This is a genomic window from Pseudomonas sp. SWRI50 (assembly GCF_014269095.1).
Classification (GTDB): domain Bacteria; phylum Pseudomonadota; class Gammaproteobacteria; order Pseudomonadales; family Pseudomonadaceae; genus Aquipseudomonas; species Aquipseudomonas kermanshahensis.
In genome coordinates this window covers 1-26,391 of record NZ_JABWRW010000038.1, presented here as the reverse complement: position 1 = coordinate 26,391, position 26,391 = coordinate 1, and the positions used below count along the sequence as shown (strand labels likewise).

Here is a 26,391-nt window from a genome sequence, read left to right as displayed (position 1 = left end):
CCCCAGCGGTCTTACAGTACGTCGAGCAGCTCGACGTCGAACACCAGGACGCTGTGCGGCGGGATGCTGCCAACGCCTTGGGCGCCGTAGGCCAGCTCGCTCGGCACGTACAGGCGCCATTTGCTGCCAGCGTTCATCAGCTGCAGGGCTTCGGTCCAGCCGGCGATCACGCCGCCAACCGGGAATTCAGCCGGCTGGCCACGGTCGTACGAGCTGTCGAACACGGTGCCGTCGATCAGGGTGCCGTGGTAGTGAGTACGCACGTTGCTTTCGCGGGTCGGCTTGGCGCCTTCACCTGCGGTCAGCACTTCGAACTGCAGGCCCGAAGCCAGGGTGGTGATGCCTTCGCGCTTGGCGTTTTCGGCAAGGAATGCCTTGCCAGCGCCAGCAGCGGCTTCAGCCTTGGCTGCAGCTTCGGCTTGCATGATGTCGCGGATGACTTTGAAGCTGGCCGACAGGTCGGCTTCGCTGACGCGGCTGTCGGCGCCGTTGAAGGCGTCGGTCAGGCCAGCCAGGATGGCATCCAGGCTGACGCCTGGTGGCGGGTTGTCACGCAGTTGGCCACCCAGCTGACGGCCGATGCCGTAGCTGACGCGGGTTTCGTCGGTAGACAGGTTGAGTTCGGACATTGTCGTGCTCCACTGCAGGGCGCAGTGCAGCCGCGCCCTTGATGAAAAGGGCGAGCAGCCTAGCACACTGGGGCGCCGCGAGCAGCTACCAGGCCGAACGCTGGGAAATCGGCACTTTCAGGTCTTCTTCCGGGTGCGTGCCCATGCCACACATTTCGTCCTGCACAGACCAGTGCAACAGGTTCAGCGAGAGCAATGGAAGGTCCTTGAGCAGGCCCCGTGCCTCTTCCACGGAGTGCACGCGCAAGCGTTGCCCACGGCTGTCGGAAAGCGGATGCGCACGGCCCTTGATCCGGGCCTCAAGTAGATAGTCGCCACCTTCGATGGCAATCAGGTTGAGTTCGTCGACATGGCCAACCCTGGCCTCGGTATTGAGCTGATGCAGGTTCATGAGAGCACCTCGCAGCGGGAACCGCGTGAGTGCTCATTTTTTGTACAAGGCTTGCGAATACACAAGGTAAAACTGACGCCATTGGTCAGTTTTACCCTTAAGCCGCATGGGCTCAGTGCTTGGTGAGCTTGTCTAGGTAGCCCATGCAGAAGGCCGACACCACGAAGGTCATGTGGATGATCACATACCACATCAGGTAGTCGGTGGAGATGTTCTGCGCATCCATGAACACCCGCAGCAGGTGAATGGACGAAATGGCCACGATCGACGCAGCAACCTTCATCTTCAGCGACGAAGAGTCCATTTTGCCGAGCCAGTTGAGCTTTTCCTTGCTGTCGTCGATGTCCAGTTGCGAGACGAAGTTCTCGTAGCCGGAAATCATCACCATCACCAGCAGGCCGCCCACCAGCGACATGTCGATCAACGACAGGATCACCAGAATCAGGTCAGCTTCGCTCAAGGCAAATACGTTGGGCAGGACGTGGACGACTTCCTGGAAGAATTTCAGTGCCAAGGCCAGCAGGCCGAGCGACAGGCCGAAGTAGATCGGGGCGAGCAGCCAGCGCGAGGCATACATCGCGTTTTCGAGAATACGTTCCATGGAGGGTAAGGGACTCGTCAGGTGACTAAAAAAGCGACGGCGAGTATAGCCAGCCACCCGCTGCAGCAAAAGCCCGGGGCTGCCGTGCAGCCCAATCGCCGGCAAGCCGGCCCCCACCCGAACTGTGTAGCCTCAAAGGCTAGCGCCGCACCTGTGGGAGCTGGCTTGCCAGCGATGAGGCCGGCACAAGCACCACAAGACAGTTGCTCCCAGAGGGACCGGGTACCTGTAGGGTCACCCGGCCTGTTCAGCTTTCAGGATGAAACTGATAATCCCCCAGGTTGCGGCAACGCTCGCCATTGATGCGACGCAACTGCGCTTGCAGGTGCAGGCACCAGATCTGCGGGTCTTCGGTCACTTGATAGCCATGCAGCGTGAGGCTGTCGACGATGGCATTGAGCACCGATTCGGCAACCAATGGCCCGTGGAACGGCCCCTGAGCCTTGATGGCCGAGGGTTGCTCACCGGCCATGCCGGCGGCGAACAGCAGCGTCCACATGCCATTGTCACCGGCAAGTGGGCGAATGCTGCATTCAATGCGGGTCACCAGGCCCAGGCACTGGCGAGTAAGGCTGAGGTTGCGCATGGCCGCGTCCCCTCCAATGAGCCCTGTTCAGCCTGAAACCCTCAGGCTGTTTCCATCCTGAACCCTGATTGCTCCCTAAGTTCCAGCATAGAAGAACAATTCAGAAAGTTGGAAAACCGGCGCTGAACGGTAGCACATCGCCGCCAGCGCCGATTTATTGACTCAGGCGGGTTTAGCCTGCGCAATCATCTCTTCCAGGCGTTCCTTTTCCGCCTCTTTGATGTCTTCTTCGCTGATCATTTCGGCGATTTCCCGCAGGCGCTCCACCACGCGGGCATTGACGCTGCCCTCGGTGAACTCGCCCTTGTCATCCGCCACACCGGCCTCCTCGCCTACCAGCAGGCTAAGCGCTTCGTCAGCCTGGCTGACCGCGTAAACGTGGAACTGCCCGGCTTCGACCGCCTGCAGCACGCGCTCGTCGAGCATCAGGGTGGCCACGTTGGCCCGTGGAATGATCACCCCTTGGTCGCCGGTCAGGCCGCGCGCATCGCAGAGCCGGAAGAAGCCCTCGATCTTCTCGTTGACCCCGCCCACCGCCTGCACTTCACCGAACTGGTTGATCGAGCCAGTGATGGCAAAGCATTGCTTGAGCGGCGTGCGCGACAAGGCCGAGATCAGTGTGCAGACCTCACCCAGCGAGGCGCTGTCACCGTCGACGTAGCCGTAGGACTGCTCCAGAGCGATGCTCGCCGAGATGGCCAGCGGGAACTCCTGCGCGTAGCGACTGCCCAGGTAGCCGGTCAGAATCATCACCCCCTTGGAGTGGATCGGCTGGCCCAGGTTGACCTCACGCTCGATGTCGACGATGCCGCTGCCACCGGGGTAGACGCTGGCAGAGATACGCGCCGGCATGCCGAACGCCGAATCGCCCACTTCCAGCACCGTCAGGCCGTTGCACTTGCCGATGGCCGCGCCTTCAGTGTCGATCAGGATGATGCCGGCGAGCATGTCGTCCAGCACCCGCTGCGACACACGCCCGGTACGGGTGGCCTTGGCCTTGAGTGCGCGTTCGATGTGGCCGGCATCGGTCATCTCGTCGCTGGCCAGTTGGCGGATGAAGTCGGCCTCGCTGACCAGCTGGAACAGGTCACCGATGCGCGCCGACAGCCGCGACTGGTTCTCTGCCAGCCGGGCGCTGTAGGTGGCCAGGCGTGCCACGGCGTCGCTGGTCAGCGGCGCCATGCCTTCTTCGTTGGTGCGGGTACGCAAGAGCTGGGCGAACTGCTCCAGGTTCTCGTCGACCATGGGCATGTCTTCGTCGAAGTCGACCAACACCCGGAACATTTCCTGGAAGTCCGGATCATGGTCCTGCAGCGCGTAGTAGAGCTGGCGCGAGCCGATGATCACCAGCTTGACGTTGAGCGGGATCATCTGTGGCGTCAGGCTGACGCTCGCCACGCGGCCCAGTTCACCCAGCGGCGACTCCATCTTCAGCTTGCGCGACTGCAGCGCACGCTTGAGCGCATCCCAGACGAAGGGCTCGCCAAGCATCTTCTCGGCTTCAAGAATCAGGAAGCCGCCGTTGGCCCGGTGCAAGGCGCCTGGGCGCAATTGGCGATAGGAGGTGTACAGCGCGCCTTGGTCGGTACTGTATTCGATTCGGCCGAACAGGTTGTCGTAGGTCGGGTGCGGCTCGAACACCACCGGCGCGCCGCCATCGTGGTGATGGCCGACCACCAGGCTGGGGGCGTATTGCTCTTCGAGCATCTTGCGCGCCACGGCGTCGGTCTTGCTGTCATCGACCAACTGCTCGACCACGGTGCGCAGCAGGTTCAGTTGCACCGACTGCAGGTAGGCGCACACCGCAGCATTCTCGGCGTACTTTTCAGACAGCGGCGCCAGCAGCGGCTGCAGGGCCAGGGTGATGGTTTCTTCGTTGAGCTGACGCAGCTGGTTGTTCGACTCACGCTTCCACTGCGGCAGGCTGGCCAGTTCTTCGTTGAGGCGCTCCTCGAGCAGGGCGATGTCCTCGTGGAACTGCTCGCGCACCGCTTCAGGCAACTGTGCGAACTCGGCTTCATCCAGCGCCTTGCCGTCGGCCATCGGGGTGAAGGCAACGTTGCTGGCGTCGCGGTACAGGGCCACGTCTTTTTCCAGCGACGCCCGCTCGATCACATCCAGGGCGCGGTCGTAGCGCTGGTTGAAGGCGCGGTCGATGGCGCCCTTCTTCTGCTGGTACGACGGGTGCTCGAACACTGCCGGGAAGGTCGACAACAGGTTGTCGATCAGCCCCCCCATGTCGGCGATGAATTCACCGGCACTGCCTGAGGGCAGCTCCAGGGCACGCGGCTCGCGGGTTTCCTCGAAGTGGTTGACGTAAACCCAGTCGGCTGGGGTGTGCTGGCGCTTGCCCTCGGCCTTGAGGTAGCGCTTGACGAACGAGAAGCGGCCCGTGCCGGGCTCGCCCATCACATACACGTTGTAACCAGGGCGAGGCATGGCCACGCCGAATTGCAGGGCCTCGACTGCTCGCTCCTGGCCCAGAACGCCTCGAAACGGCTCCAGATCGTCGGTATGGGTAAAAGCAAACTGCTCGGGGGAAAAACGCCGGGTCAGGGCTTCAGGCGCAAGACGCAGGCGCGCAGCGACAGGATCGGGCATTGGGTTTCCTTACTTCGGCGGGGCGGATACGGAGCATTCTGGCGCTGCCCGCGCGCGCCTTGCAAGGCTCACCGGGACTTTATGTCGCAGTCGCGATAACACAGGCCCCCAGGCAAATTTTTCGCAATCAACAACGCAACCTTTAGATCGTGCCTAAACTCCAAGCTGCGCGGGTGGGTGAAATGCTTTCCCGACCTGGCAAGCGAGTTGCCAGAAACCCTGACCCTTGGTTTAAGACAAATAGAGAACAAATGCTATGAAACGGATTCTTCTGGGTACTCTGTTCACCGTGGTCTCCCTCAATGCCATGGCTGAAGCGCCAGGCGGCCCGAACTGCGGCTGGGGCAACATGCTGTTCGAAGGCCAACGCGGTACGCCGGCTCACTTCCTGGCTTCCACCACCAACGGCACCTCCGGTAACGCCACCTTCGGCATGACCTCCGGCACCAACGGCTGCTCCACCAAGGCTTCGCTGACCTATGGCGGCAAGTCGTGGTTTGCCATGAATGGCATGATGAACGAACTGTCCGAAGACATGGCCATGGGCAAAGGCGAGGCGCTGACCACCTATGCCGTGGTACTGGGCGTAGCGCCGGAAGACCGTACTTACTTCGAGTCGGTCACCCACCAGCACTTCAGCCAGATCTTCAGCAGTGCCGACGTGACGGCCGAAACCGTGCACAGCAATACCCTGGCAGTTCTGAAGAACGACCCACGCCTGGCCAAATACGCCACCGAGGCGTAAGCGCAGCATCCCCCGCCCCCTTACCGGGGCGGGTTTCGCCCTTTCTTTCGGCATCGTGAAGAAGTAGTTGCCCGATATGCTCAAACGTCTCGCTTACCTGGCGCTGTGTGCCTGCGCCCCTGTTCATGCTGCGCCTGCGCTGGATGAAGGCCGTCTTCAGCAATTGGCCAATAACCCCTACTGGATCGCCCTGGGCCATTACGAAACCGCCAAGCTGGGTGGTTGGCGCAGCTATGTGGACGATACCCAGTTCTTTCTCGCCGACGATGGCGCGCACCACCCGGACCAAGAGCTGCGGGCCACGGTGCAGGCGTTGTATGCGCCCGCCAGCCTGGGCGACAAGCATGCCCAGTGCGTTTTCCCGGCGCGTACCCGCTGGCTCAAGGAGCAACTGGGGCTGACCGACCTGCCACAGCCCGACTGCCAGGAATTCAAGACCTGGTACACCTCGATCGACCCGCACAGCGCCGCGCTGATTTTTCCGGCGGCCTACCTGAACAGCCCTTCGTCGATGTTCGGCCACACCTTGCTGCGCATCGACCAGTCCAACACCCACAGCGACGACACCACGCTGCTGAGCTACGCGATCAACTTCGGCGCCTACATCGAAGGCAGCGACAACAGCATCCTGTATGCCTGGAAAGGCCTGATGGGCGGCTACCCAGGCCTGTTCGCGCTGATGCCCTACCAAGAGAAGCTGTCCGAGTACCGCAGCCTGGAAAACCGCGACCTGTGGGAGTACCAGCTGGACCTCACCCCGCAAGAGACCGGGCGCATGGTCGAGCATGTGTGGGAGCTGAAGCAGATCCAGTTCGACTATTTCTTCTTCGACGAGAACTGCTCGTACCGCCTGCTCGAACTGCTGCAGGTGGCGCGGCCAGGCCTGGATTTGACGTCGCAGTTCCCGCTGACCGCCATCCCTACCGACACGGTCAAGGCAGTGCGCCAGTCTGGCCTGGTGTCCAGCGTCAACTACCGGCCTTCGCGCGAGCGCGAACTGCTGGCCCGCGCCGAGCCGCTTGACCCTCACGAAAAGCAGCAGGTGCTGGCTGTCAGCGCCGATACCGCACAGCTGCAAAGCCCTGGGTTCACTGCCCTGCCCCGCGAGCGCCAGGCGCTGGTTCAGGACGCCGCCTACCGCCTGGAGCGTTACCGCGCCAATGGCCAGCAACGCGACCCACGCCAGGCAACGCGCAGCTTCGAGCTGCTGCGCGCAATCAACCGCAACCCGCCGCCGGCGCTGCAAATCGAGCGCCCGGGGTTGCCCGAGGATGGCCATGACTCACGCACCTGGCAGCTGGGTGTCGGCACGCGGGAAGACCGCGCCTACGCCGAGTACGGCCTGCGCATGGCATATCACGACCTCAACGACAACGCCTATGGCTTCCCGCTGGGCGCGCAAATCGAGATTCTGCAGCTGAAAGTCCGCCAGTACGAAGGCAACGACTGGCAGGTGCAGCGCCTGGACCTTGCCACCATCCGCTCGCTGACACCCCGCAATGCGCTGCTCAAACCATGGTCATGGCAGGTGACCGGTGGCCTGGAACGGGTGCCGGGCAAGCATGACGACGAAGTGCTGGTCAGCCATGTGAATGGCGGCGCTGGCGGCACCTGGCAACTGGCCGACGAACTGCTGGGCTTCGCCCTGGGCACGGTACGGGTCGAACACCACAATGATTTTGCCGAGTTCATCTCCCCGGCAGCCGGGTTCAACGGCGGCCTGCTCTGGCGCAACGGGCTGGGCAACATGACACTGGAGGCGAAGGGCGACTTCTTCACCAATGGCGAAGTGCGGCGCAGCGTGAGCCTGAATCAACAATGGGAGATCAGCCGCAACCTGGGCCTGCGGTTAAGTGCCTCGCGCGAATTCAGCCACTTGGCGACGGCGCAGAACGAGGTGATGCTGGAGCTGAAGTGGTACCACTACTGACTCTTTGACACTGTTTTGACAGCTCACCGACAAATCGCCCCCTAGACTCTCCAGCATCAATTGGAGGGTCTAGTGTTCATGTCGCGGTACTGGTTAGGCCTGTGCGTTGCCTTTTTGCTGTCAGGGTGCGAAACCACCCACGAACAGATGCTCGACCACGGTTACCCCCCCCGCCTACGCCGATGGCTTCCAGGATGGCTGCAGCAGCGGCCGGCAGGCGGCCGGGGTGATGGCCGGGGACTTCCGCAAGGACGTGCCGCGCTACCTGCACAATCGCCAGTACGAAAGCGGTTGGGACGATGGTTTTCGCCAATGCCACGCCCTGCAGAACAGCGAAGAGCAGCGTCAATACCGTGACCGCTACTGGGACCAACGCGACCGTGACTGGGAGCACGAGAAGGACCGCGATGCCGCACGGGCCTATCGCCACGACTAGGTCGCAAACTGACATCCCTTGAAACCGGCGGCCTGCCATCATGGTCTCCTGCACAAGGAGGCCACCATGAGCCGAGCGTTCGTCAACGAAGACCAAGCTGCCGCCCAGGCCGACCAACCGGTTGAGCGACGGGTGAGCGAGCAGCCCAACTACGTCACGGCCAGTGGCCTGGCGCAATTGCAGCAGCGGGTAGCCGAACTCAATACATTGCGCAGCCAGTTGCAGGCCCAGGGCGAGCGTGCCGACAAGCAGCGCCTGGCCGATGCCGAGCGCGACCTGCGCTACTTCAGCGCACGGGTGCAGAGTGCCCAGGTGGTACCAGCCGCTACCTCGCGGGACAAGGTGCAGATCGGCAGCCGGGTGAGCTTTGTGGATGAGCAGGGCCAGGCGCATGAGGTGCAGCTGGTGGGGGAAGATCAGGCCGATGCGGGCCACGGGTTGATCAACTGGGGCTCGCCGCTGGGGCGGGCATTGCTGGGCGCGGGGCCTGGGGATGAAGTGGTGTGGCGACGGCCGGTGGGGGATCAGATGATCGAGGTGGTCGACATAGGAGGTGAGGCTTGAGGGCCAATCGCCGGCAAGCCGGCTCCCACCCGAACCGTGTAGCCTCCAAGGCTAGCGCCGCACCTGTGGGAGCTGGCTTGCCAGCGATTGGGCCGCAAAGCGGCCCCTTACTGACTGATCAGACCACGCCCTGCGCCAGCATGGCATCAGCCACTTTCACAAAGCCGGCGATGTTCGCGCCCTTGACGTAGTTGATCGTGCCATCCGCCTCTTCACCATAGTGAACACAGGCATGGTGGATCGACTGCATGATGTTGTGCAACTTGCTGTCCACTTCACCGGCCGTCCACAGCAGGCGCATGGCGTTCTGCGACATTTCCAGGCCCGACACGGCCACGCCACCGGCGTTGGATGCCTTGCCCGGCGCGTACAGGATGCCTGCCTCGAGGAAGATATCAACCGCCTCAAGGGTGGTCGGCATGTTGGCACCTTCGGCGACGCAGAAGCAGCCATTGCGCAGCAGGGTGCGGGCGTCTTCGGTGTCCAGCTCGTTCTGCGTGGCGCACGGCAGGGCGATGTCGCACGGCAGGCTCCACGGGGTCTGGCCCTTGCGGAACTCAAGGCCGAACTCGCCCGCCAGCGTGCTGAGGCGGCCACGTTTGACGTTTTTCAGCTCCATCACGGCGTCCCACTGGGCGTCGCTGAGGCCGGCTTCGGCGTACAGGGTGCCTTCGGAATCAGACAGCGAGATGACCTTGCCGCCCAGGTCCATGACCTTGCGCGCAGCATACTGGGCCACGTTGCCGGACCCAGAAATGGCCACGCGACGGCCATCGATGCGCAGGTCACGGCGCTTGAGCATTTCTTCAGCGAAGTAGACGCAGCCGTAGCCGGTGGCTTCCGGGCGAATCAGGCTGCCGCCATAGGTCATGCCCTTGCCGGTCAGCACCGAGGTGAACTGGTTGGCCAGGCGCTTGTACTGGCCGAACATGAAGCCGATTTCGCGCGCGCCCACCCCGATGTCACCGGCCGGTACGTCGAGGTCGGCGCCGATGTGGCGGTACAGCTCGCTCATGAACGCCTGGCAGAAGCGCATCACTTCCGCATCGCTCTTGCCCTTGGGGTCGAAGTCCGAGCCGCCTTTACCGCCACCCATGGGCAGCGAGGTCAGGGAGTTTTTGAACACCTGCTCGAAGGCCAGGAACTTGAGCACGCTCAGGTTCACCGACGGGTGGAAGCGCAGGCCGCCCTTGTACGGGCCGATGGCGCTGCTCATTTGGATGCGGTAGCCGCGGTTGACCTGGACCTTGCCTTGGTCATCGACCCACGAAACACGGAACAGCACCGCGCGCTCAGGCTCGACCATGCGCTCCAGGATACCGGCCTGCAGGTAATGAGGGTTGGCTTCGAGGAACGGCCACAGGGTACGTAAGACTTCTTCCACCGCCTGGTGGAATTCAGGCTGGGCAGGATCGCGTTGCTTAAGGCGCGCGAGGAAATTGTCGACAGATTCGATCATGGTAGACATCTCACCAAGAGGGATTGGACTTATTGGTTTTTTTTCGAATGTACCAAGAAGCAATCGCACGAGAACAGGGCGTAATGTCGTTTTTTTGAAATTATTTGGTGCGTTTTATATAAATGTATACAAATTAGTAGAAATATTGTTAGCAGGATCGGCCTCTTCGCGGGCAAGCCCGCTCCCACAGAGGCCTGTGCAAGGCTGAGATTGCGGGTGATTCTGTGGGAGTGGGCTTGCCCCGCGAAGGGGCCAACGCCGATGCCTGCCAGGCACAAAAATGGGGCCCCGAAGGGCCCCATTCTAGTGCAGCTAAAACCGGCTCACTGGGCCAGCTTCTTGTGCCGTACGCGGTGCGGCTGGGCAGCAGCATCGCCGAGGCGCTTCTTGCGGTCGGCTTCGTACTCGGTGTAGTTGCCTTCGAAGAACATCACGTTCGAGTCGTCTTCGTACGCCAGGATGTGGGTCGCCACGCGGTCCAGGAACCAACGGTCGTGGGAAATCACAATGGCGGCGCCCGGGAAGTCCAGCAGGGCTTCTTCCAGGGAACGCAGGGTTTCGACGTCGAGGTCGTTGGACGGTTCGTCGAGCAGCAGGACGTTACCGCCCTCCTTCAGGGTCAGGGCCAGGTGCAGACGGCCACGCTCACCACCGGACAGGTCCTTGACGAACTTCTGCTGGTCGCCGCCCTTGAAGTTGAAGCGGCCCACGTAGGTGCGCGACGGGATCTCGTAGTTGCCGATGCGGATCTGGTCGGAACCGTCGGAGATCTGCTGGAACACGGTCTTGGAACCGTCCAGGTCTTCGCGGCTTTGGTCGACGCAGGCCAGTTGCACGGTTTCGCCGATTTCGATGCTGCCCGAGTCCGGCTGCTCCTTGCCCATCAGCATGCGGAACAGGGTCGACTTACCGGCGCCGTTACCGCCGATCACGCCGACAATGGCGCCCTTCGGCATGGCGAACGACAGGTTGTCGATCAGCACGCGATCGCCATAGCCTTTGGAAACGTTCTTGAACTCGATGACCTTGTCACCCAGGCGCGGGCCGGCCGGGATGTAGATCTCGTTGGTCTCGCTGCGCTTCTGGAACTCTTGCGACTGCATTTCTTCAAAGCGCTGCAGACGTGCCTTGGATTTGGACTGGCGGGCCTTGGCGCCTTTGCGCACCCACTCCAGTTCCTCTTTCATGGCCTTTTCGTGGGCGCTCTGCTGCTTGGATTCCTGCGCCAGACGGTCTGACTTGGCTTCCAGCCAGCCCGAGTAGTTGCCTTCGTACGGGATGCCGGCGCCGCGGTCCAGTTCGAGGATCCAGCCGGCGACGTTGTCGAGGAAGTAACGGTCGTGGGTAATCGCTACCACGGTGCCCGGGAAGTCGTGCAGGAAGCGCTCCAGCCAGGCCACCGAGTCGGCGTCCAGGTGGTTGGTTGGTTCGTCGAGCAGCAGCATGTCGGGGGCCGACAGCAGCAGGCGGCACAGGGCCACACGGCGCTTTTCACCACCGGACAGGTGTTCGATTTTCGCGTCCCAGGCCGGCAGGCGCAGGGCGTCGGCGGCGACGTCCAGCTGGCGCTCGAGGTTGTGGCCGTCGGCAGCCTGCAGGATCGACTCGAGCTTGGCCTGTTCGGCGGCCAGCTTGTCGAAGTCGGCGTCGGGTTCGGCGTAGGCGGCGTAGACCTCGTCCAGGCGAGCCTGGGCGTCCTTGATCACGCTGACCGCTTCCTCGACCACTTCACGCACGGTCTTGGCGGGGTCGAGTTGTGGTTCCTGCGGCAGGTAGCCGACGTTGATGTCGGGCATCGGACGGGCTTCGCCGTCGAATTCCTTGTCGACGCCCGCCATGATGCGCAGCAGGGTCGATTTACCCGCGCCGTTCAGGCCGAGTACGCCGATCTTGGCGCCTGGGAAGAACGACAGGGAGATGTTCTTGAGAATTTCGCGCTTCGGCGGCACGACCTTGCTCAGCCGATGCATGGTGTAGACGTATTGAGCCAAAACCAAGCCCTCTAAATAGGTAAAGACATCGACCAACGCCCCGGCAGTGGGCCAGGGGGATGTGTTTACGGGGTGTCATTGAACAAAGTCGACCATTCTACGCCAACGCGCGGCGTTGCATAGGAGGGTCGGATGGTGGGGTTACGGGGAAGAAATGCTTATGCCTGTGCTGGCCTCTTCGCGGGGCAAGCCCGCTCCCACAGGAACAGTACAAACCCCAAAGCTTGCGCAGTACCCACTCCCCCAGGGACAGCACAAACCCCAAAGCTTGCGCAGTACCCGCTGCCCCAGGAACAGTACAAACCCCAAAGCTTGCGCAGTACCCACTCCCCCAGGGACAGTACAAACCCCAAAGCTTGCGCAGTACCCACTCCCCCAGGGACAGCACAAACCCCAAAGCTTGCGCAGTACCCGCTGCCCCAGGAACAGCACAAACCCCAAAGCTTGCGCAGTACCTGTGGGAGCGGGCTTGCCCCGCGAAGAGGCCAGAACTGACCTTGAAAAGCTCAGACGTGACGCTGCTTGACCTTGCCCCGCGGCAACCGGCAACGGTCGCCCTGCTCGGCCAGGCGCGCGGCCCAGGCAGACTTGACGCTGAACCCGCCACTGCGAGCAGGCTGCTCAACGGCCTTGGCCGGCTGGGCAGCAGGCACGCTTACGACCTTGGCCGCGACCGCGGGCACTGCCGGTGCTGCCACGGCTACCGGTGCTGCTGCCGCCTTGGCGGTCTTGCGCAGTTCGGCCAGCGACGGGGCCTTGCTTTTCGAGGCGGCGGCCGCCTCCGGTTTGACCAGCGAACGCTGGCACGACTTGCAAGATACGTCCGCGGTCACGGCAGTGCTGACAAGGGTCTGACTGCTGCGCCCACAGGCGGAATCGAGGCCATTGGAGGAAAAGTGAGTAACCAAAACCGAACATCTCCGAAGCGTTGTCATTGAAGCGGGCGGCATTCTCGCACAGGTTGCAGGGGCTTGCCGAACCACAGGGCGCCACCACGACCGTCGGAACGGCGACGATCACCGGACAAGGAGGGGCTGGCACTTTGCCATAATCCTAGGCATGCTAGCCCGTTTAGGGTGTCCGGCCTTATAGTGCGCCACCGCGGTCTGGCAACCAGACACCGGCACCAACCGTGCATGATCAATCCCTGCCATCGCCAGCCCAATCGCAGGACCAACGCTTGACCAATCTCTCTCAACCGTCGTCGCTGCGTCCCGCACCAATGGCCCCCGTCGCTTCCCTGCGCGGGTCGATCAAGGGTGCGCTGGCCCTGTTGGCCCTGATTCTGCTGGGCCTGTTGCTGTGGCAGCTGTTCGCCCAGTTCCGCCACACCCAAGCCGACCTGCGCAAGCAAAGCCTGGAGGCCACTGCGGAGCTGGCCGACCACCTCAGCCTGAACATGGCGTTGAAGGCCCAGCAGGCCGTGAATGTGGTGCAGCCCTACGTCAATGCGCCGACGCCGGCAGCCCTGCCCAGCCTGCTCGTTACCCTGCGCACGCGCCTGCCCGCCCTGCGTGACCTGGCCTGGCTAGACACCAGTGGGCAGGTCCGCGCCGACAGCCTGGCCGGCAGCCCTGACCGCCAATTGATTGGCGAGCTGCTGACGCTGAACCAGGGTCGCCCGTATTTCTTTGCCAACTCGGCGGACAACCGCACCATTTACCTGTTGCTGCGCCAGTCCACCGAGCAGGACCGCGGCTACTGGCTGCTGCGCCTGTCCGACGCGTATTACCGCACCCTCACCGTGCACCTGGACAGCCCAGGCCACCCCTTGTGGCTGCTGGAAAACAGCCGCAACGGCGCGGTGCTGGACCGCCACGCCATCGCGCAGACCAGCCCGGCACCGCTGCAGAGCGTGATGCTGGCGTTCATCGACAACAGCACCTGGCAACTGCGCGGCCTATTTGACGCCCAGCGGGCCCAGCAGAAGCTGCTGCCGGCACTGATCGGCAAGTGCCTGCTGGTGCTGTTCTGTGCCCTGCTGCCGGTGCTGGCGTTGATCAACATGCGCCGCCGCCAGCGCGCACTGCAGGAAGACCGCCGGCGCTATCAAGAAATTTTCGAAGGCACCGGTGTTGCCTTGTGCGTGCTCGACCTTTCCAGCCTGCCCGGCCAGCTTGACCGCTACCACCTGCGCAACCACGCTGCGCTCAAGCACAGCCTGGCCCTGGACCCTAACCTGCGCCGCTCGCTGTTGCAGGAGTTGAAGATCACCGAGATCAACCAGGTGGCGCGCCAGTTGCTCAACGTCGAATGCCACGAAGGTGCCTGGCAGCGCCTGATAGACGGCAGCGGCGATGGCCGCGACAGCATCGGCATGCAACTGATCGATGCACTGATCGAACAGCGCTCGCTGCTGGAACTGGAAGTGCGCCTGCCCGCACCGCTGGGCGGCGAACTGCACCTGTGGCTGATGGCCCGCCTGCCGCTGCAACGCCGCGACTACCAGGCGGTGATCCTCAGCATCAGCGACATCACCAGCCGCAAACAAGTGGAGCTGTCCCTGCTCGAACGCGAGAGTTTCTGGTCGGACGTGGTGCGTACCGTGCCCGACCAGCTCTACGTGCAGGACGTGCCGAGCCAGCGCATGATCTTCAGCAACCGCCACCTCGGCCAAACCCTGGGCTACGACCGCACCGAGCTGGCACAGATGGGCGACCGCTTCTGGGAGCTGCTGCTGCACCCCGAAGACGCCACGCACTTCCAGGCCCTGCGCCAGCATCAACGAGCTACCGGCCACAGCCAGCCGCTGCACTGCCAACTGCGCTTCCGTCACCACGACGGTGGCTGGCGCTGCTACGACATTCGCGAACAGGTGCTGACCCGCGACCACGACGGCCAGGTGATACGCATCATCGGCGTGGGCAAGGACGTTACCGTACAGATCGAGGCCAGCCAGTCGCTGCGCGACAGCGAACAGCGCTACCGCATGTTGGCCGAAAGCATCAGCGACGTGATTTTCTCCACCGACAGCCAACTGCAGCTCAACTACGTCAGCCCCTCGGTCAAAGCGGTACTGGGTTATCAGGCTGAGTGGATCTTCGACAACGGCTGGCAATCGATCATCGCCAACCCGGCCCAGCTGACCGGCATCTACAGCCTGATGGAGCGCGTCAGCAATGCCATGGGCAACGGCGAGCAACTGGCCCAGTTGCGTTGCCAGTTGCCCACCCAACTGTTCCTGTTCGACTGCCTGCGCGCCGATGGCCGCAAGATCCCGATCGAGCTGCGCCTGGTATTGGTGTGGGACGACCAGGAGCGCTTCGAAGGCGTGCTTGGGGTTGGCCGCGACATCAGCCAGCAACGCCGCGCCGAAAAAGACCTGCGCATGGCCGCCACGGTATTCGAGCACTCGACCTCGGCCATCCTCATCACCGACCCGGCCGGCTACATCGTCCAGGCCAACGAGGCGTTCAGCCGGGTCAGCGGCTATGCCGTCAGCGACGTGCTCGACCAGCTGCCTGGCATGCTCACCGTCGAGCAACAGCAGGAAGGCCACCTGCGCTACGTGGTCAAGCAGTTGCACCAGCGCGGCAGCTGGGAAGGCGAAGTGTGGCTCAAGCGCCGCGATGGCGACCACTACCCGGCCTGGGTCGGCATCACGGCAGTGCTGGACGACGAAGGCGACCTGGCCAGCTACGTGTGCTTCTTCACCGACATCAGCGAGCGCAAGGCCAGCGAACAGCGCATCCACCGCCTGGCCTACTACGACGCCCTCACCCACCTGCCCAACCGCACGCTGTTCCAGGACCGCCTGCACACGGCCCTGCAACAGGCCGAACGGCAAAAGGCGTGGGTGGTGTTGATGTTCCTCGACCTGGACCGTTTCAAGCCGATCAACGACTCCCTCGGCCATGCCGCAGGCGATCGCATGCTCAAAGACATGGCCCTGCGCCTGCTGGCCTGCGTGGATGACGACGACACCGTGGCACGCATGGGCGGCGACGAGTTCACCTTGCTGCTGCAACCGCGTGCGACCCGCGAGATGGCGCTGAACCGCGCCATCCACGTGGCCGAGAACATCCTCGCCAGCCTGGTACGGCCCTTCGTGCTGGAGAACCGCGAGTTTTTCGTCACGGCCAGTATCGGCATCGCCCTCAGCCCGCAAGATGGCAGCGAACTGAGCCAGTTGATGAAAAACGCCGACACCGCGATGTACCACGCCAAGGAGCGCGGCAAGAACAACTTCCAGTTCTACCAGGCCGAGATGAACGCCAGTGCCCTGGAGCGCCTGGAGCTGGAAAGCGACCTGCGCCATGCCATGGAGCAGAACGAGTTCATCCTCTACTACCAGCCGCAGTTCAGTGGCGATGGCAAACGCCTGACCGGCGCCGAAGCCTTGCTGCGCTGGCGCCACCCCACCCGCGGCCTAGTGCCGCCGGGCGACTTCATCCCGGTGATCGAAGAGCTGGGCCTAGTGGTGGACGTCGGCGACTGGGTACTGCGTGAGGCCAGCCGACAGCTCAAGGCTTGGCACAAAGCCAAAGTGCGGGTACCGAAGGTGTCGGTGAACATCTCGGCGCGGCAGTTCTCCGACGGCCAGCTGGGCACGCGCATCGCCACCATCCTGGAAGACATCGGGCTGCCGCCGGCGTGCCTGGAACTGGAGCTGACCGAAAGCATCCTGATGCGCGAGGTGAATGAGGCCTTGCAGATTCTCGCCAGCCTGAAGAATCTCGGGCTGAGCATTGCGGTGGACGACTTTGGCACCGGGTACTCCTCGCTCAACTACCTCAAGCAGTTCCCCATCGACGTGCTGAAGATCGACCGCACCTTCGTCGACGGCTTGCCCGAGGGCGAGCAGGATGCGCAGATTGCCCGGGCGATCATTGCCATGGCCCACAGCCTGAACCTGGCGGTGATCGCCGAGGGCGTGGAAACCCATGAGCAGTTGGAGTTCTTGCGTGAGCATGGTTGCGACGAGGTGCAGGGTTACCTGTTCGGGCGGCCGATGCCGGCGCATCAGTTCGAGGCGCAGTTCGCCAACGAAACGCTGTTCATGTTCCAGTAGCTGGCCACTCCCGTCTTTTTTGTAGGAGCAGCCTTGTGCTGCGAAGAGGCCGGCGACCGCACCCTGAATCTTTACTGCTGTCACCGGCCTCTTCGCAGCACAAGGCTGCTCCTACAGGCACAGCGCCAACGCTGTAATTGGCGCCGCAAAAAACGGACCTGAAAGTCAACTCCAGCCCAGGCAGGCTGCGGGATGCAACATGAAGGCCTTTGGTCCGCGACTTGACGTCACTTCATATGCCAGGCCCGAAGCAATCGGTTAGAATGCCCCCCCAATTCAGCCCGATCCTTGAGGACCGCCATGTTCAGCCGTGATTTGACCATTGCCAAGTACGACGCCGAGCTCTTCGAAGCCATGCAGCAAGAAGCTCTGCGCCAGGAAGAGCATATCGAGCTGATCGCTTCGGAAAACTACACCAGCCCGGCTGTCATGGAAGCCCAGGGTTCGGTTCTGACCAACAAGTACGCTGAAGGCTACCCAGGCAAGCGTTACTACGGTGGTTGCGAATACGTCGACGTGGTCGAGCAACTGGCCATCGACCGCGCCAAAGAGCTGTTCGGCGCCGACTACGCCAACGTCCAGCCGCACGCTGGCTCCCAGGCCAACGCCGCCGTTTACCTGGCCCTGCTGTCGGCCGGTGACACCATCCTGGGCATGAGCCTGGCCCACGGTGGTCACCTGACCCACGGCGCCAGCGTCAGCTCTTCGGGCAAGCTGTACAACGCCATCCAGTACGGCATCGACGGCAACGGCCTGATCGACTACGACGAAGTCGAGCGCCTGGCTGTAGAGCACAAGCCGAAGATGATCGTTGCCGGCTTCTCGGCCTACTCGCAGGTGCTGGACTTCCCACGCTTCCGCGCCATCGCCGACAAGGTCGGTGCCTACCTGTTCGTCGACATGGCCCACGTTGCTGGCCTGGTTGCCGCTGGCGTGTACCCGAACCCTGTGCCGTTCGCCGACGTGGTCACCACCACCACCCACAAGACCCTGCGCGGTCCACGTGGCGGCCTGATCCTGGCCCGTGCCAACGCCGACATCGAGAAGAAGCTGAACTCCGCTGTCTTCCCAGGCGCCCAAGGCGGCCCGCTGGAGCACGTCATCGCGGCCAAGGCGATCTGCTTCAAAGAAGCCCTGCAGCCTGAGTTCAAGGCTTACCAGCAGCAAGTGGTGAAAAACGCCCAGGCCATGGCCAGCGTGTTCATCGAGCGTGGTTTCGACGTCGTTTCTGGCGGCACCCAAAACCACCTGTTCCTGCTGTCGCTGATCAAGCAGGAAATCTCCGGTAAGGACGCTGACGCCGCACTGGGCAAAGCCTTCATTACCGTCAACAAGAACTCGGTACCGAACGACCCACGTTCCCCGTTCGTCACCTCGGGCCTGCGTTTCGGCACCCCAGCCGTGACCACCCGTGGCTTCAAAGAAGCAGAGTGCAAGGAACTGGCCGGCTGGATCTGCGACATCCTGGCTGACCTGAACAACGAAGCGGTGATCGATGCCGTGCGTGAGAAGGTCAAGGCCATCTGCAAGAAGCTGCCGGTTTACGGCAACTGATTGGCGCCAGCCTGATGTGAAAAAGCCCGGCCTTGCGCCGGGCTTTTTTGTGCCCGCTTTGCGGAACCTGTTCCAAATGGCACCCCTGCGCAAGACACCCTAGCCTGCAGCCTCCCCCACGCCGAGCCGGAGGCACCCCATGGCAGATAACAAAACACGCTCCTTTACAGCTACCCTGCAGATCGCCGAATCACCGGTGAACAGCCTGGACTGCCTGTGCACAGGGCACGTGAGCCTGGTCACACCCACTGAAGTACCGGGTTACGCCATTGAAGGCGCCCACGCGCTCGGCATGCTCAACGGCACGGACGATGATTGGCAGCACGGTCAGGGCTTTGGGTTGATCCCGTTCGACAAAGGCGACGATCAGTGCGCGATGCTGCTGTATTTTCGCTATAGCGACGCAGGTTATCGACTGTATGTGCGCAGCGGGCCTCATTTCGGTAAAGGCATATTCACCACCGCCGAAGGCCTGGTGGCCGCTCAGGCCATCGAGGCGCAAGATCCTAGCCTGTGGACCTTGGTCGATGCGCAAACCGGCGCCCCGTTCGACCTGGCACAACTTGAAGATGACCGGCGAGAAATCCAGATGATCGCCAGCAACGGCCACCCCATGGAAATTCACAACCTCTACCCGGTGGGCGGCTTTCTGGCGTGCTACGCCGCTGCCCAGCAATGCACCCTGAGCCTGTTGATTGCACAACGCGGGGTGGATTGGCTGAACACCTGATGTCGCCTGCATGGGCCTTCACGTATTACCCTGTGCCGCTTCAAAACCCGCGCGCGCACAGGACCCTGCCTTGACCAGAGAGCAACTCGAAACTCATCAAATTCCGGTCTACTTCGCGGCAGTGCTCGCAGCCCTTGCCTTCGGCCTGCTGGCCACCGACACCGCACACCATCTGCAAGCCCTGATCACCCCCGCCATTGCCGTGCTGATGTACGCGATGTTCCTGCAGATCCCCTTCCTCGACCTGCGCCAAGGCCTGGGCAACCGTCGCTTCATCAGTGCACTGCTACTGGCCAACTTCGTCATCATCCCACTGCTGGTCTGGGCAATCACCCGCGGCTTGGTCGCGCACCCGGCCATCCTGATCGGCGCCCTGCTGGTGTTGCTAACCCCCTGCATCGACTACGTGGTGGTGTTCACCCACATCGGCAAAGGCGACTCACGCCAGACCCTCGCCGCCACGCCGCTGCTGCTGTTGATGCAATTGGTCCTGCTGCCGGTGTACCTGGCGTTGATGCTGGGTGACGACAACGCTGTGGCAATTTCCATCACGCCCTTCGTGGAAGCGTTTGCCCTGTTGATTGTGTTGCCGATGATTCTCGCCGTGCTGACCAGCGCCAGCGCCCGCCGCTCCCGCGTGGCATCGAAGTGGAACGACGCCTGGGCGTGGATGCCGGTACCGGCGATGGCATGGGTGCTGGTGGTGGTGATCGGCTCGCAGATTGCCGCCGTGCTGCGCGATTTCGAGCGCTTGCTGCCCGTGATCCCGGTGTACCTCGGCTTCATGCTGCTGGCGCCGGTGATCGGCTTTGCCACCGCGCGGCTGATGCGTTTGCCGGTGGCCGAGGTGAGATCGGTGACGTTCAGCGCTTCGACGCGCAACTCGCTGGTGGTGTTGCCGTTGGCGTTGGCGTTGCCGGACGACCTGCGCGGGTTGGCGGCGGCGGCGGTGATTACCCAAACGCTGGTGGAGTTGGTGAGCGAGTTAATTTATGTGCGCGTCGTGCCCGCATGGGTGCGAGACAGATGAGGCTGTGAAGGTTCAGCAAGCGCTTAACCTTTTGCTTGCACCTGGCCGAACGTATGCTGATAGAATGCGATGAATTCTCATTAACATCTATCGTATCCCGTGCAATCCACCTCATCGGCAAATCATCACCCGCATCAGGCCATCGATCAGCTCTACAGCCACCACCACGGCTGGCTGCAGAACTGGCTGCGCAAGCGCTTGGGCAGTGCCGCCGATGCTGCGGACCTGGCCCAGGACACCTTCGTGCGGCTGCTCAGCAGTGCAACCGGCGAGGCGCTGAACTACACGGCCCCGCGCGCCTATCTGGCCACAATCGCCAATCGCCTGGCCCTCAACTTCTATCGCCGCCGCTCGCTGGAGCAAGCCTACTTGGCCGCGCTGGCGGAAACGCCAGAAGCACTGGCACCGTCGCTGGAAAATCAGGCGCTGGTGCTCGAAGCCCTCGACGAGATCGACCAGGTACTGGCCCTCCTGCCCGCCCCAAGCCGACAGGCGTTCCTGATGGCGCAGCTGGAAGGCTATACCCAAGAAGAGATCGCCAGCCGGCTCAAGCTCAGCGTCCGTACCGTGCAACGCCACCTGGCGCGGGCGTTTGAAGAATGCATCGTGCTCGCCAGTACGCACAATGAGTAATACCCCCATCGACCGGCGCATTGCCCGCGAAGCCGCCAGCTGGTTCGTGCGTTTGCAGAACAGCAGCGCCGGCGCCGCCGAACATGCCGCCGGCGCCGAATGGCGGGCGCGGCACGCTGACCACGAACGCGCTTGGCAACTGGCCGAGCGCTTCAGCAGCCGTGCCCAGCAACTTAGCGGGGAACCCACCCGCACGGCGCTGGAGCGCCCGCGCAGCCTGGAGCGCAGGCAGGCACTCAAGACCCTCGCATTGCTGATTGCCGCCGCCCCGCTTGGCCTCGCAGCCTACCGGGGGCTGCCGTGGCGCGAGTGGCAGGCGGACGTGCGCACGGCCACCGGGGAGCAGCGCAGCGTGCCCTTGCCGGATGGCGGGCAGCTACGCCTGAACACCGGCAGCGCCGTCGATATCGCCTACGACGACAGCGTTCGCCGCGTGCGCCTGATCGCCGGCGAGATGCTGGTCGAGCTGCCCCGTGAGCCTGCCAGGCGCCCGTTTATCGTCGATACCGCCGAAGCGCACATCAGCCCGCTCGGCAGCCGCTTGCTGGTGCGTCAGTACCCAGGCAGCACGTTCCTCGCCGCGCTAGAGGGCGCTGTCGAAGTGCGTCCTCGCCTGGCATGGGGTGACGACGGCCTGGTGCGCCTGGCGGCCGGCCAGCAAACACAGGTCAGCCTCCAGGCTGTGCAGCCCCCCATGCCGCTGGCCGAGCAGCGCCTCGACTGGCTCAACCATGTGCTGCGGGTAGAAAAGACGCGCCTGGATGACTTCATCAGCGAGCTGGGGCGCTATCGGCCTGGCTTGCTGCGTTGCGACCCCGCCGTGGCCCGGCTGCTGATCTCCGGCACCTTCCAACTGCGCGACACCGATCAGATTCTGCGCGCTTTGAGCCAGACGCTGCCGGTGGACATCCACTACCGCACGCCCTACTGGGTCACCGTCACGGCGCGCGCGTATACGTAACAAGAATCATTGTCGTGTTTTGCTCAGGTTGCGTGTCCCTACCGTAAGCACATCACTTTTACAGGGCGGGACGAACACATGGCGACGACGCAGGGCATGCAACCATTGGCGCGGGCAGTACACGCTGCTGCATTGGGCCTGATCATCACAGGTAGCGGCCTGACTGCAGCCGTGTCGCAAGCCACCGAGCACAGCGCGCAGCAGGGCCGGACCTTTCAGGTGCCCGCCGGCAACCTGAGCAGCGCCCTTTCTAATTTCGCCAGCCAAGCCGGTATCACCCTGCCCATCGAACCAGGCCTGGTCGAAGGTTTGCGCAGCCCAGGCCTGAACGCCGCCACCAGTGTGGAAGGCGGCTTGCAGCAACTGCTGCAAGGCACCGGCCTGCAAGCGTCACCGCAGGGCAATGGCCTTTACCTGCTGACACCGCAGGCCGCGGGCACTGGCCTGGAGCTGGGCGCTACCAGCATTACCGGCCAAGGCCTGGCGGCGACCACCGAAAACAGCGGGTCGTACACCACCGGCACGATGCAGACGGCCACCAAGCTGCCCTTGAGCCTGCGCGAAACCCCGCAGGCCGTCAGCGTGGTCACGCGCAAGCGGATGGACGACAAGGCCATGACCACCATCAGCGATGTGGTCAAAAGTGCACCCGGTATCTTCCTCAGCAACTCCGGCGGTGCCGGCCGCCCCTCTTTCAGTGCCCGCGGTTTTGACGTCGACAACATCATGTACGACGGCTTCCCCACCAGCTTCCTGACTTACCTGCCCAGCGGCGAAGCCAACCTGGCCATGTACGACCGGGTCGAGATCGTGCGTGGGGCCACCGGGTTGGCCCAGGGCGCTGGCAACCCCGGGGGTGCCATCAACCTGGTGCGCAAGCGCCCGACCCATGAATTCCAGGGCACCCTCACCGGCAGTGCCGGCAGTTGGGACGATTACACCGGCACGCTGGACATCGGCGGCCCATTGAATGAAACCGGCACCCTGCGCGCCCGTACCGTGGTCTCCAAGCAAGACGCCAAAAGCTTCCGCGACTCGGTGGAGAGTGACCATGACCTGTTCTACGGCGTGGTCGACGCCGACCTGAGCGAAAGCACCACCCTCACCCTCGGCGCCTACCGACAGAAAAACCACACCAACTACATTTGGGGCGGGTTGCCCATGGCCCGTGGCGGCGGCCACCTCGGGCTGCCACGCGACACCTTTCTCGGCCATGACTGGGAATATTCCGACAACCGCACCACCGGCTATTTCGCCACCCTCGAACAAGGCTTAGCCAACGACTGGACACTGCGCCTGGCGGCCATGCAAACCAAGACCGACACCGATGTGCTGGCCTCGTCGATATGGGAATACGACCGCCACTATCTCTGGACCGAAGCCATGGAGCAGAAGGAAAAAGGCTACGACCTGGCCGTCAGCGGCCCCTTCCAGTTGCTCGGTCAAACCCATGACCTGACCGTTGGCGTCAGCAAGCGCCAGCTGGATTATCGGTCTGGCAAGGCCTGGAGCGATTACATCGACGCCGGCAGCAACCTCTTCGAGTGGAACCCCCGCGGCCATGCCAAGCCGGATTACGTCACGGGCCCCAACGGCCTCCCCGAAACCACCACCCAGGACAGCGTCTACGCCAGCAGCCGCCTGCGTTTGACCGACCCGCTGTCGCTGATTCTGGGTGGCCGTCTCGACTGGTACGAATTCGATGACAGCGAAAGCAGCGAAAACAACTACAAGATCACGCGCAACCTGACCCGCTATGCCGGCCTGGTCTACGACCTGGACACCAACCACTCGGTCTACGTCAGCTACACCGATATCTTCAAGCCGCAGACCAGCAAAGGCCTCGACAGCAAAGTGCTCGACCCTGTGGTGGGCGAAAACTACGAAGTGGGCATCAAGGGCGAATACTTTGGTGGCGCACTGAACGCCAGTCTGGCGGTTTTCCAGATCGACCAAAAGAACCGCGCCCAAGAGCTGCCTGATGTCAAAGGGTGCGGTTCAGGCGCCGCCAGTGCCTGCTACGAGGCCGCCGGCCTGGTGCGCAGCAAAGGCATCGACCTCGAAATCCAAGGCGCCCTGACCGACAACTGGCAACTGGCTGCCGGCTACACCTACACCCAGACCAAATATGTCAGCGACGCCAACAAAGCCCGCGAAGGCGAAGACTTCGACCGCGCCAAACCGCGCCAGCTGTTCAAGCTGTCGACGATCTACACCCTGCCCGGCGAACTGCAGCGCTGGCGCGTGGGTGGTGATATCTACCAACAGAGCCGCATCCGCACCTCGGGGGGCGCCGGTTCTACAGCATGGGAAAACCAGCAAGGCTCGTACACCGTGGTGGGGTTGGTGGCAGGCTACAAAGCCAGCGAGCAGTTGGACCTGCAGGTCAACGTCAACAACCTGTTCGACCGCACCTACTACAGCAGCGTGGCCAATGGTGGGTGGAGCCCGTATGACATTTATGGCGACCCACGGAACGTGAAACTGACTGCGCGGTATAGCTTCTAGGAGGCGGCGCTTCGCCATCAGTAGGCGTATTGGACACATCTGGAAAATCTGCAGATGAGCCTCCACGCTGCAAAGTCTGCACAATGATCCTCATAAGCGCAGACAGCGCTCGATGAGTTCAGGGTGGCGAATTCAGTGGCTTGCACCAGCGCGACGTGAAGTCGGGCAGCCTTGCAGGCTGGTCGACGCACGCATCGGTCAGCAATTCCCAGACACGCACTTTGAGCATTTGTATTGGTCACGATTTACGCTAAGGCAGAGCGTGCCAACATCAGCCCCGCTGAAATCAGCAAGGTGGTATGACATGCGTGATATCGATATTGAAAGTGTTGCAAAAGCCATTGAGGCCGACGCAGGCGAGCCGTTGCCTGACCTACGCCAAGCGCTAAACGAAGCCAAGCAGGGGGTTGGACGCGTTACGACACCGGAGCAAATCCTGGTTCGCCAAGCTCGCGAGCGCTGCGGACTAACTCAGGTCTCATTCGCCGAGCGAATTGCCACACCCGTAGCGACTTTGCGCGATTGGGAACAGGGCCGCTTCGTGCCTCCAGGCGGGGTATTGTGCCTGATGCGCTTAATTCTCAAGCACCCTGAACTGACTCAGGAACTTGCGACGCACTAACTTTACTTCTGCGCACTATCGCCGGCCAGACCGCCGGCGATAGCACCCTCCCGCCGGTCACAGAGCATTCATTTCAGCAATATCCCGCACCACCTGATCCGCAGAGTGGTCAAACATCGCCTGCTCCTGCGCATCCAGCGGCAACTCGATCACCCGCACAATCCCCTCCTCCGCCAGCACACACGGCACCCCCATGGCGATGTCGGTTCGCCCATACTCGCCCTCCAGCACCACCACCGCCGGCAAAATGCGATTTCGCCCATTGGCGATGGCATCCACCATCTGCGCAATCGCCACACCCGGCGCATCGCAGGCACTGCCCATTTTCTTCAAGCCCAAAATCTCACCGCCCCCCTTGCGCGTGCGTTCCACAATCCGCTCTATCTGCTCGCTGGACAGGAAGTGCGACAACGGCACCGACCCCACCTGGCAGTAGCGCATCAACGGCACCATGCTATCGCCATGCCCGCCCAGCACCAGCGCCGTGATATCCCGAGCAGAAAAACCCGTTTCCTCGGCAATGAAGCACTTCATGCGCGCGGTATCCAGCACCCCCGCCTGCCCGAACACCTTGTTGCGGCTCTGCCCGCTGAGCGACCAGGCGCGATAGGTCAGCACGTCGACAGGGTTCGACACCACCAGCACCGTCGCCGCTGGCGCATGGCGTTTGATATCCCGCATGACGCCATCGAGAATCGGCAGGTTGATACTCAGCACATCCTGCCGCGACTGCCCCGGCTTGCGCGGCACACCTGCGGTGATCACCACCAGCTCAGACCCCTCCAGCATTTCAGCCTTGGCCCCGCCGTAAACCCGCGTATCGGACCCAGCCTCGACCGCCGCCTGCCACACATCCAGCGCCTTGCCCTGCGCCAACTCACCCTGCACATCGATCAACGCCAGCTCACGGCAGAACTCATCCCGGGCGATGATCTGAGCCGCCGCCTCGCCCACCATCCCGGCACCCACGATTGATAGTTTGTTCACCTGACACCTCCCAGCGGCGCGTGCCACCAGGAACACGCCTGCGTATAGAGAGAAGTATTGCCTGCTAATGCCCAAAGGCCACCCTGAGGTGGCCAGTGGTCGTTTTAGAGGGGGGACGGTTGGCTTTCAGGCACTACGCCGGTTAATCGGCCAGGCTCTGCTCGCGCTGTGACATCACCTTCCCGCACTGCTCACTGGCCAGACGGCTGATGATCTGGATGGCTTGATGGATGCCAGCCGTGTTGCGGAAGCTCAGGCGCGGATTGTGTTCGCATTCCAGCATTTCGTCGTGCTGGACCAAGGCTTCGCCGAGCAGTTCTAGGGTCCAGGCGTAGCTTTGAATGGTGGAGAGGCGTTCGTGGTCAGTCATGGGGGGCCTCCTGGGGTTTGGAGGTGGGGTGGGATTGGGTGTTGAGGGGGTA

The 26,391-nt window shown here is 62.7% G+C and carries 21 protein-coding genes and 1 pseudogene; 12 read left to right on the top strand and 10 right to left on the bottom strand.

The features are described from left to right. Window positions 1-11: 11 nt before the first annotated feature. The 5 genes from bamJ to HU750_RS25885 all read right to left on the bottom strand — a co-directional run bounded on the left by bamJ (window position 12) and on the right by HU750_RS25885 (window position 4,808). Window positions 12-629: a BamJ family beta-barrel-assembly machinery protein gene (gene bamJ / locus HU750_RS25905; protein WP_027594522.1), complete on the bottom strand. Its 618-nt coding sequence runs from the start codon at window positions 627-629 to the stop codon at window positions 12-14. 85 nt (window positions 630-714) lie between these two features. Beyond that, complete coding sequence (locus HU750_RS25900; RefSeq protein ID WP_099452864.1) at window positions 715-1,020, bottom strand: DUF6482 family protein; 306 nt, start codon at window positions 1,018-1,020, stop codon at window positions 715-717. Window positions 1,021-1,132: 112 nt separating this feature from the next. Further along, window positions 1,133-1,621: a TIGR00645 family protein gene (locus HU750_RS25895; protein WP_016501546.1), complete on the bottom strand. Its 489-nt coding sequence runs from the start codon at window positions 1,619-1,621 to the stop codon at window positions 1,133-1,135. Between the two features lie 247 nt (window positions 1,622-1,868). After that, the gene (locus HU750_RS25890; RefSeq protein WP_027594524.1) at window positions 1,869-2,207 is read right to left on the bottom strand and encodes a PA4575 family protein; all 339 of its coding nucleotides are present in this window, start codon (window positions 2,205-2,207) and stop codon (window positions 1,869-1,871) included. Between the two features lie 162 nt (window positions 2,208-2,369). Beyond that, window positions 2,370-4,808 carry a Lon protease family protein gene (locus HU750_RS25885; RefSeq protein ID WP_186683163.1) on the bottom strand — a complete coding sequence of 813 codons (2,439 nt, stop codon included), beginning with the start codon at window positions 4,806-4,808 and terminating at the stop codon, window positions 2,370-2,372. Between the two features lie 256 nt (window positions 4,809-5,064). Here HU750_RS25885 and HU750_RS25880 point away from each other — a divergent pair, with 256 nt between their 5' ends. From HU750_RS25880 to HU750_RS25865, 4 genes and pseudogenes are all read left to right on the top strand, one after another. After that, window positions 5,065-5,553: a DUF3015 domain-containing protein gene (locus tag HU750_RS25880; protein WP_027594526.1), complete on the top strand. Its 489-nt coding sequence runs from the start codon at window positions 5,065-5,067 to the stop codon at window positions 5,551-5,553. A gap of 76 nt (window positions 5,554-5,629) precedes the next feature. Continuing rightward, window positions 5,630-7,483, top strand: a complete 1,854-nt coding sequence (locus HU750_RS25875; RefSeq protein WP_186683161.1) for an Lnb N-terminal periplasmic domain-containing protein — start codon at window positions 5,630-5,632, stop codon at window positions 7,481-7,483. A gap of 78 nt (window positions 7,484-7,561) precedes the next feature. Then, window positions 7,562-7,919: pseudogene (locus HU750_RS25870) on the top strand (hypothetical protein). Window positions 7,920-7,985: 66 nt separating this feature from the next. Continuing rightward, entirely contained in the window at window positions 7,986-8,483 is a 498-nt protein-coding gene (locus HU750_RS25865) for a GreA/GreB family elongation factor (RefSeq protein ID WP_186683159.1), read from the top strand. Between the two features lie 118 nt (window positions 8,484-8,601). Here HU750_RS25865 and gdhA read toward each other — a convergent pair whose 3' ends face one another. The 3 genes from gdhA to HU750_RS25850 form a co-directional block, all read right to left on the bottom strand. Further along, window positions 8,602-9,942, bottom strand: coding sequence for an NADP-specific glutamate dehydrogenase (gene gdhA, locus HU750_RS25860; protein WP_099428289.1), 1,341 nt, complete (start codon window positions 9,940-9,942; stop codon window positions 8,602-8,604). Window positions 9,943-10,265: 323 nt separating this feature from the next. Then, window positions 10,266-11,933 carry an energy-dependent translational throttle protein EttA gene (gene ettA, locus HU750_RS25855; RefSeq protein ID WP_027594531.1) on the bottom strand — a complete coding sequence of 556 codons (1,668 nt, stop codon included), beginning with the start codon at window positions 11,931-11,933 and terminating at the stop codon, window positions 10,266-10,268. 506 nt (window positions 11,934-12,439) lie between these two features. Then, window positions 12,440-12,841 carry a hypothetical protein gene (locus HU750_RS25850; protein WP_186683157.1) on the bottom strand — a complete coding sequence of 134 codons (402 nt, stop codon included), beginning with the start codon at window positions 12,839-12,841 and terminating at the stop codon, window positions 12,440-12,442. A 272-nt stretch (window positions 12,842-13,113) separates the two neighbouring features. Here HU750_RS25850 and HU750_RS25845 point away from each other — a divergent pair, with 272 nt between their 5' ends. The 8 genes from HU750_RS25845 (at window position 13,114) to HU750_RS25810 (ending at window position 24,982) form a co-directional block, all read left to right on the top strand. Beyond that, a complete protein-coding gene (locus tag HU750_RS25845; protein ID WP_186683155.1) occupies window positions 13,114-16,944 on the top strand; it encodes a sensor domain-containing protein in 3,831 nt (1,276 codons plus the stop codon). Between the two features lie 300 nt (window positions 16,945-17,244). Continuing rightward, entirely contained in the window at window positions 17,245-18,498 is a 1,254-nt protein-coding gene (glyA, locus tag HU750_RS25840) for a serine hydroxymethyltransferase (RefSeq protein WP_027594534.1), read from the top strand. 139 nt (window positions 18,499-18,637) lie between these two features. Next, entirely contained in the window at window positions 18,638-19,228 is a 591-nt protein-coding gene (locus tag HU750_RS25835) for a hypothetical protein (RefSeq protein ID WP_186683153.1), read from the top strand. 70 nt (window positions 19,229-19,298) lie between these two features. Further along, window positions 19,299-20,258: an arsenic resistance protein gene (locus HU750_RS25830; RefSeq protein ID WP_186683151.1), complete on the top strand. Its 960-nt coding sequence runs from the start codon at window positions 19,299-19,301 to the stop codon at window positions 20,256-20,258. 99 nt (window positions 20,259-20,357) lie between these two features. Next, window positions 20,358-20,891, top strand: coding sequence for a sigma-70 family RNA polymerase sigma factor (locus HU750_RS25825; RefSeq protein ID WP_186683149.1), 534 nt, complete (start codon window positions 20,358-20,360; stop codon window positions 20,889-20,891). Then, a complete protein-coding gene (locus HU750_RS25820) occupies window positions 20,884-21,852 on the top strand; it encodes a FecR domain-containing protein (RefSeq protein WP_186683147.1) in 969 nt (322 codons plus the stop codon). The genes HU750_RS25825 and HU750_RS25820 overlap by 8 nt, the downstream gene beginning before the upstream one ends. A 78-nt stretch (window positions 21,853-21,930) precedes the next feature. Continuing rightward, window positions 21,931-24,360 carry a TonB-dependent siderophore receptor gene (locus HU750_RS25815; RefSeq protein WP_238348947.1) on the top strand — a complete coding sequence of 810 codons (2,430 nt, stop codon included), beginning with the start codon at window positions 21,931-21,933 and terminating at the stop codon, window positions 24,358-24,360. 304 nt (window positions 24,361-24,664) lie between these two features. Beyond that, complete coding sequence (locus HU750_RS25810) at window positions 24,665-24,982, top strand: helix-turn-helix domain-containing protein (RefSeq protein WP_186683146.1); 318 nt, start codon at window positions 24,665-24,667, stop codon at window positions 24,980-24,982. A gap of 57 nt (window positions 24,983-25,039) precedes the next feature. On the opposite strand, the gene HU750_RS25805 is transcribed toward HU750_RS25810, so the two are convergent. Together HU750_RS25805 and HU750_RS25800 are read right to left on the bottom strand one after the other, a co-directional pair. Then, on the bottom strand, window positions 25,040-25,969 hold the full coding sequence (locus tag HU750_RS25805) for a malate dehydrogenase (protein ID WP_186683144.1): 930 nt from the start codon (window positions 25,967-25,969) through the stop codon (window positions 25,040-25,042). A gap of 142 nt (window positions 25,970-26,111) precedes the next feature. Further along, window positions 26,112-26,339, bottom strand: a complete 228-nt coding sequence (locus HU750_RS25800) for a hypothetical protein (protein ID WP_186683142.1) — start codon at window positions 26,337-26,339, stop codon at window positions 26,112-26,114. Window positions 26,340-26,391: the final 52 nt, after the last annotated feature.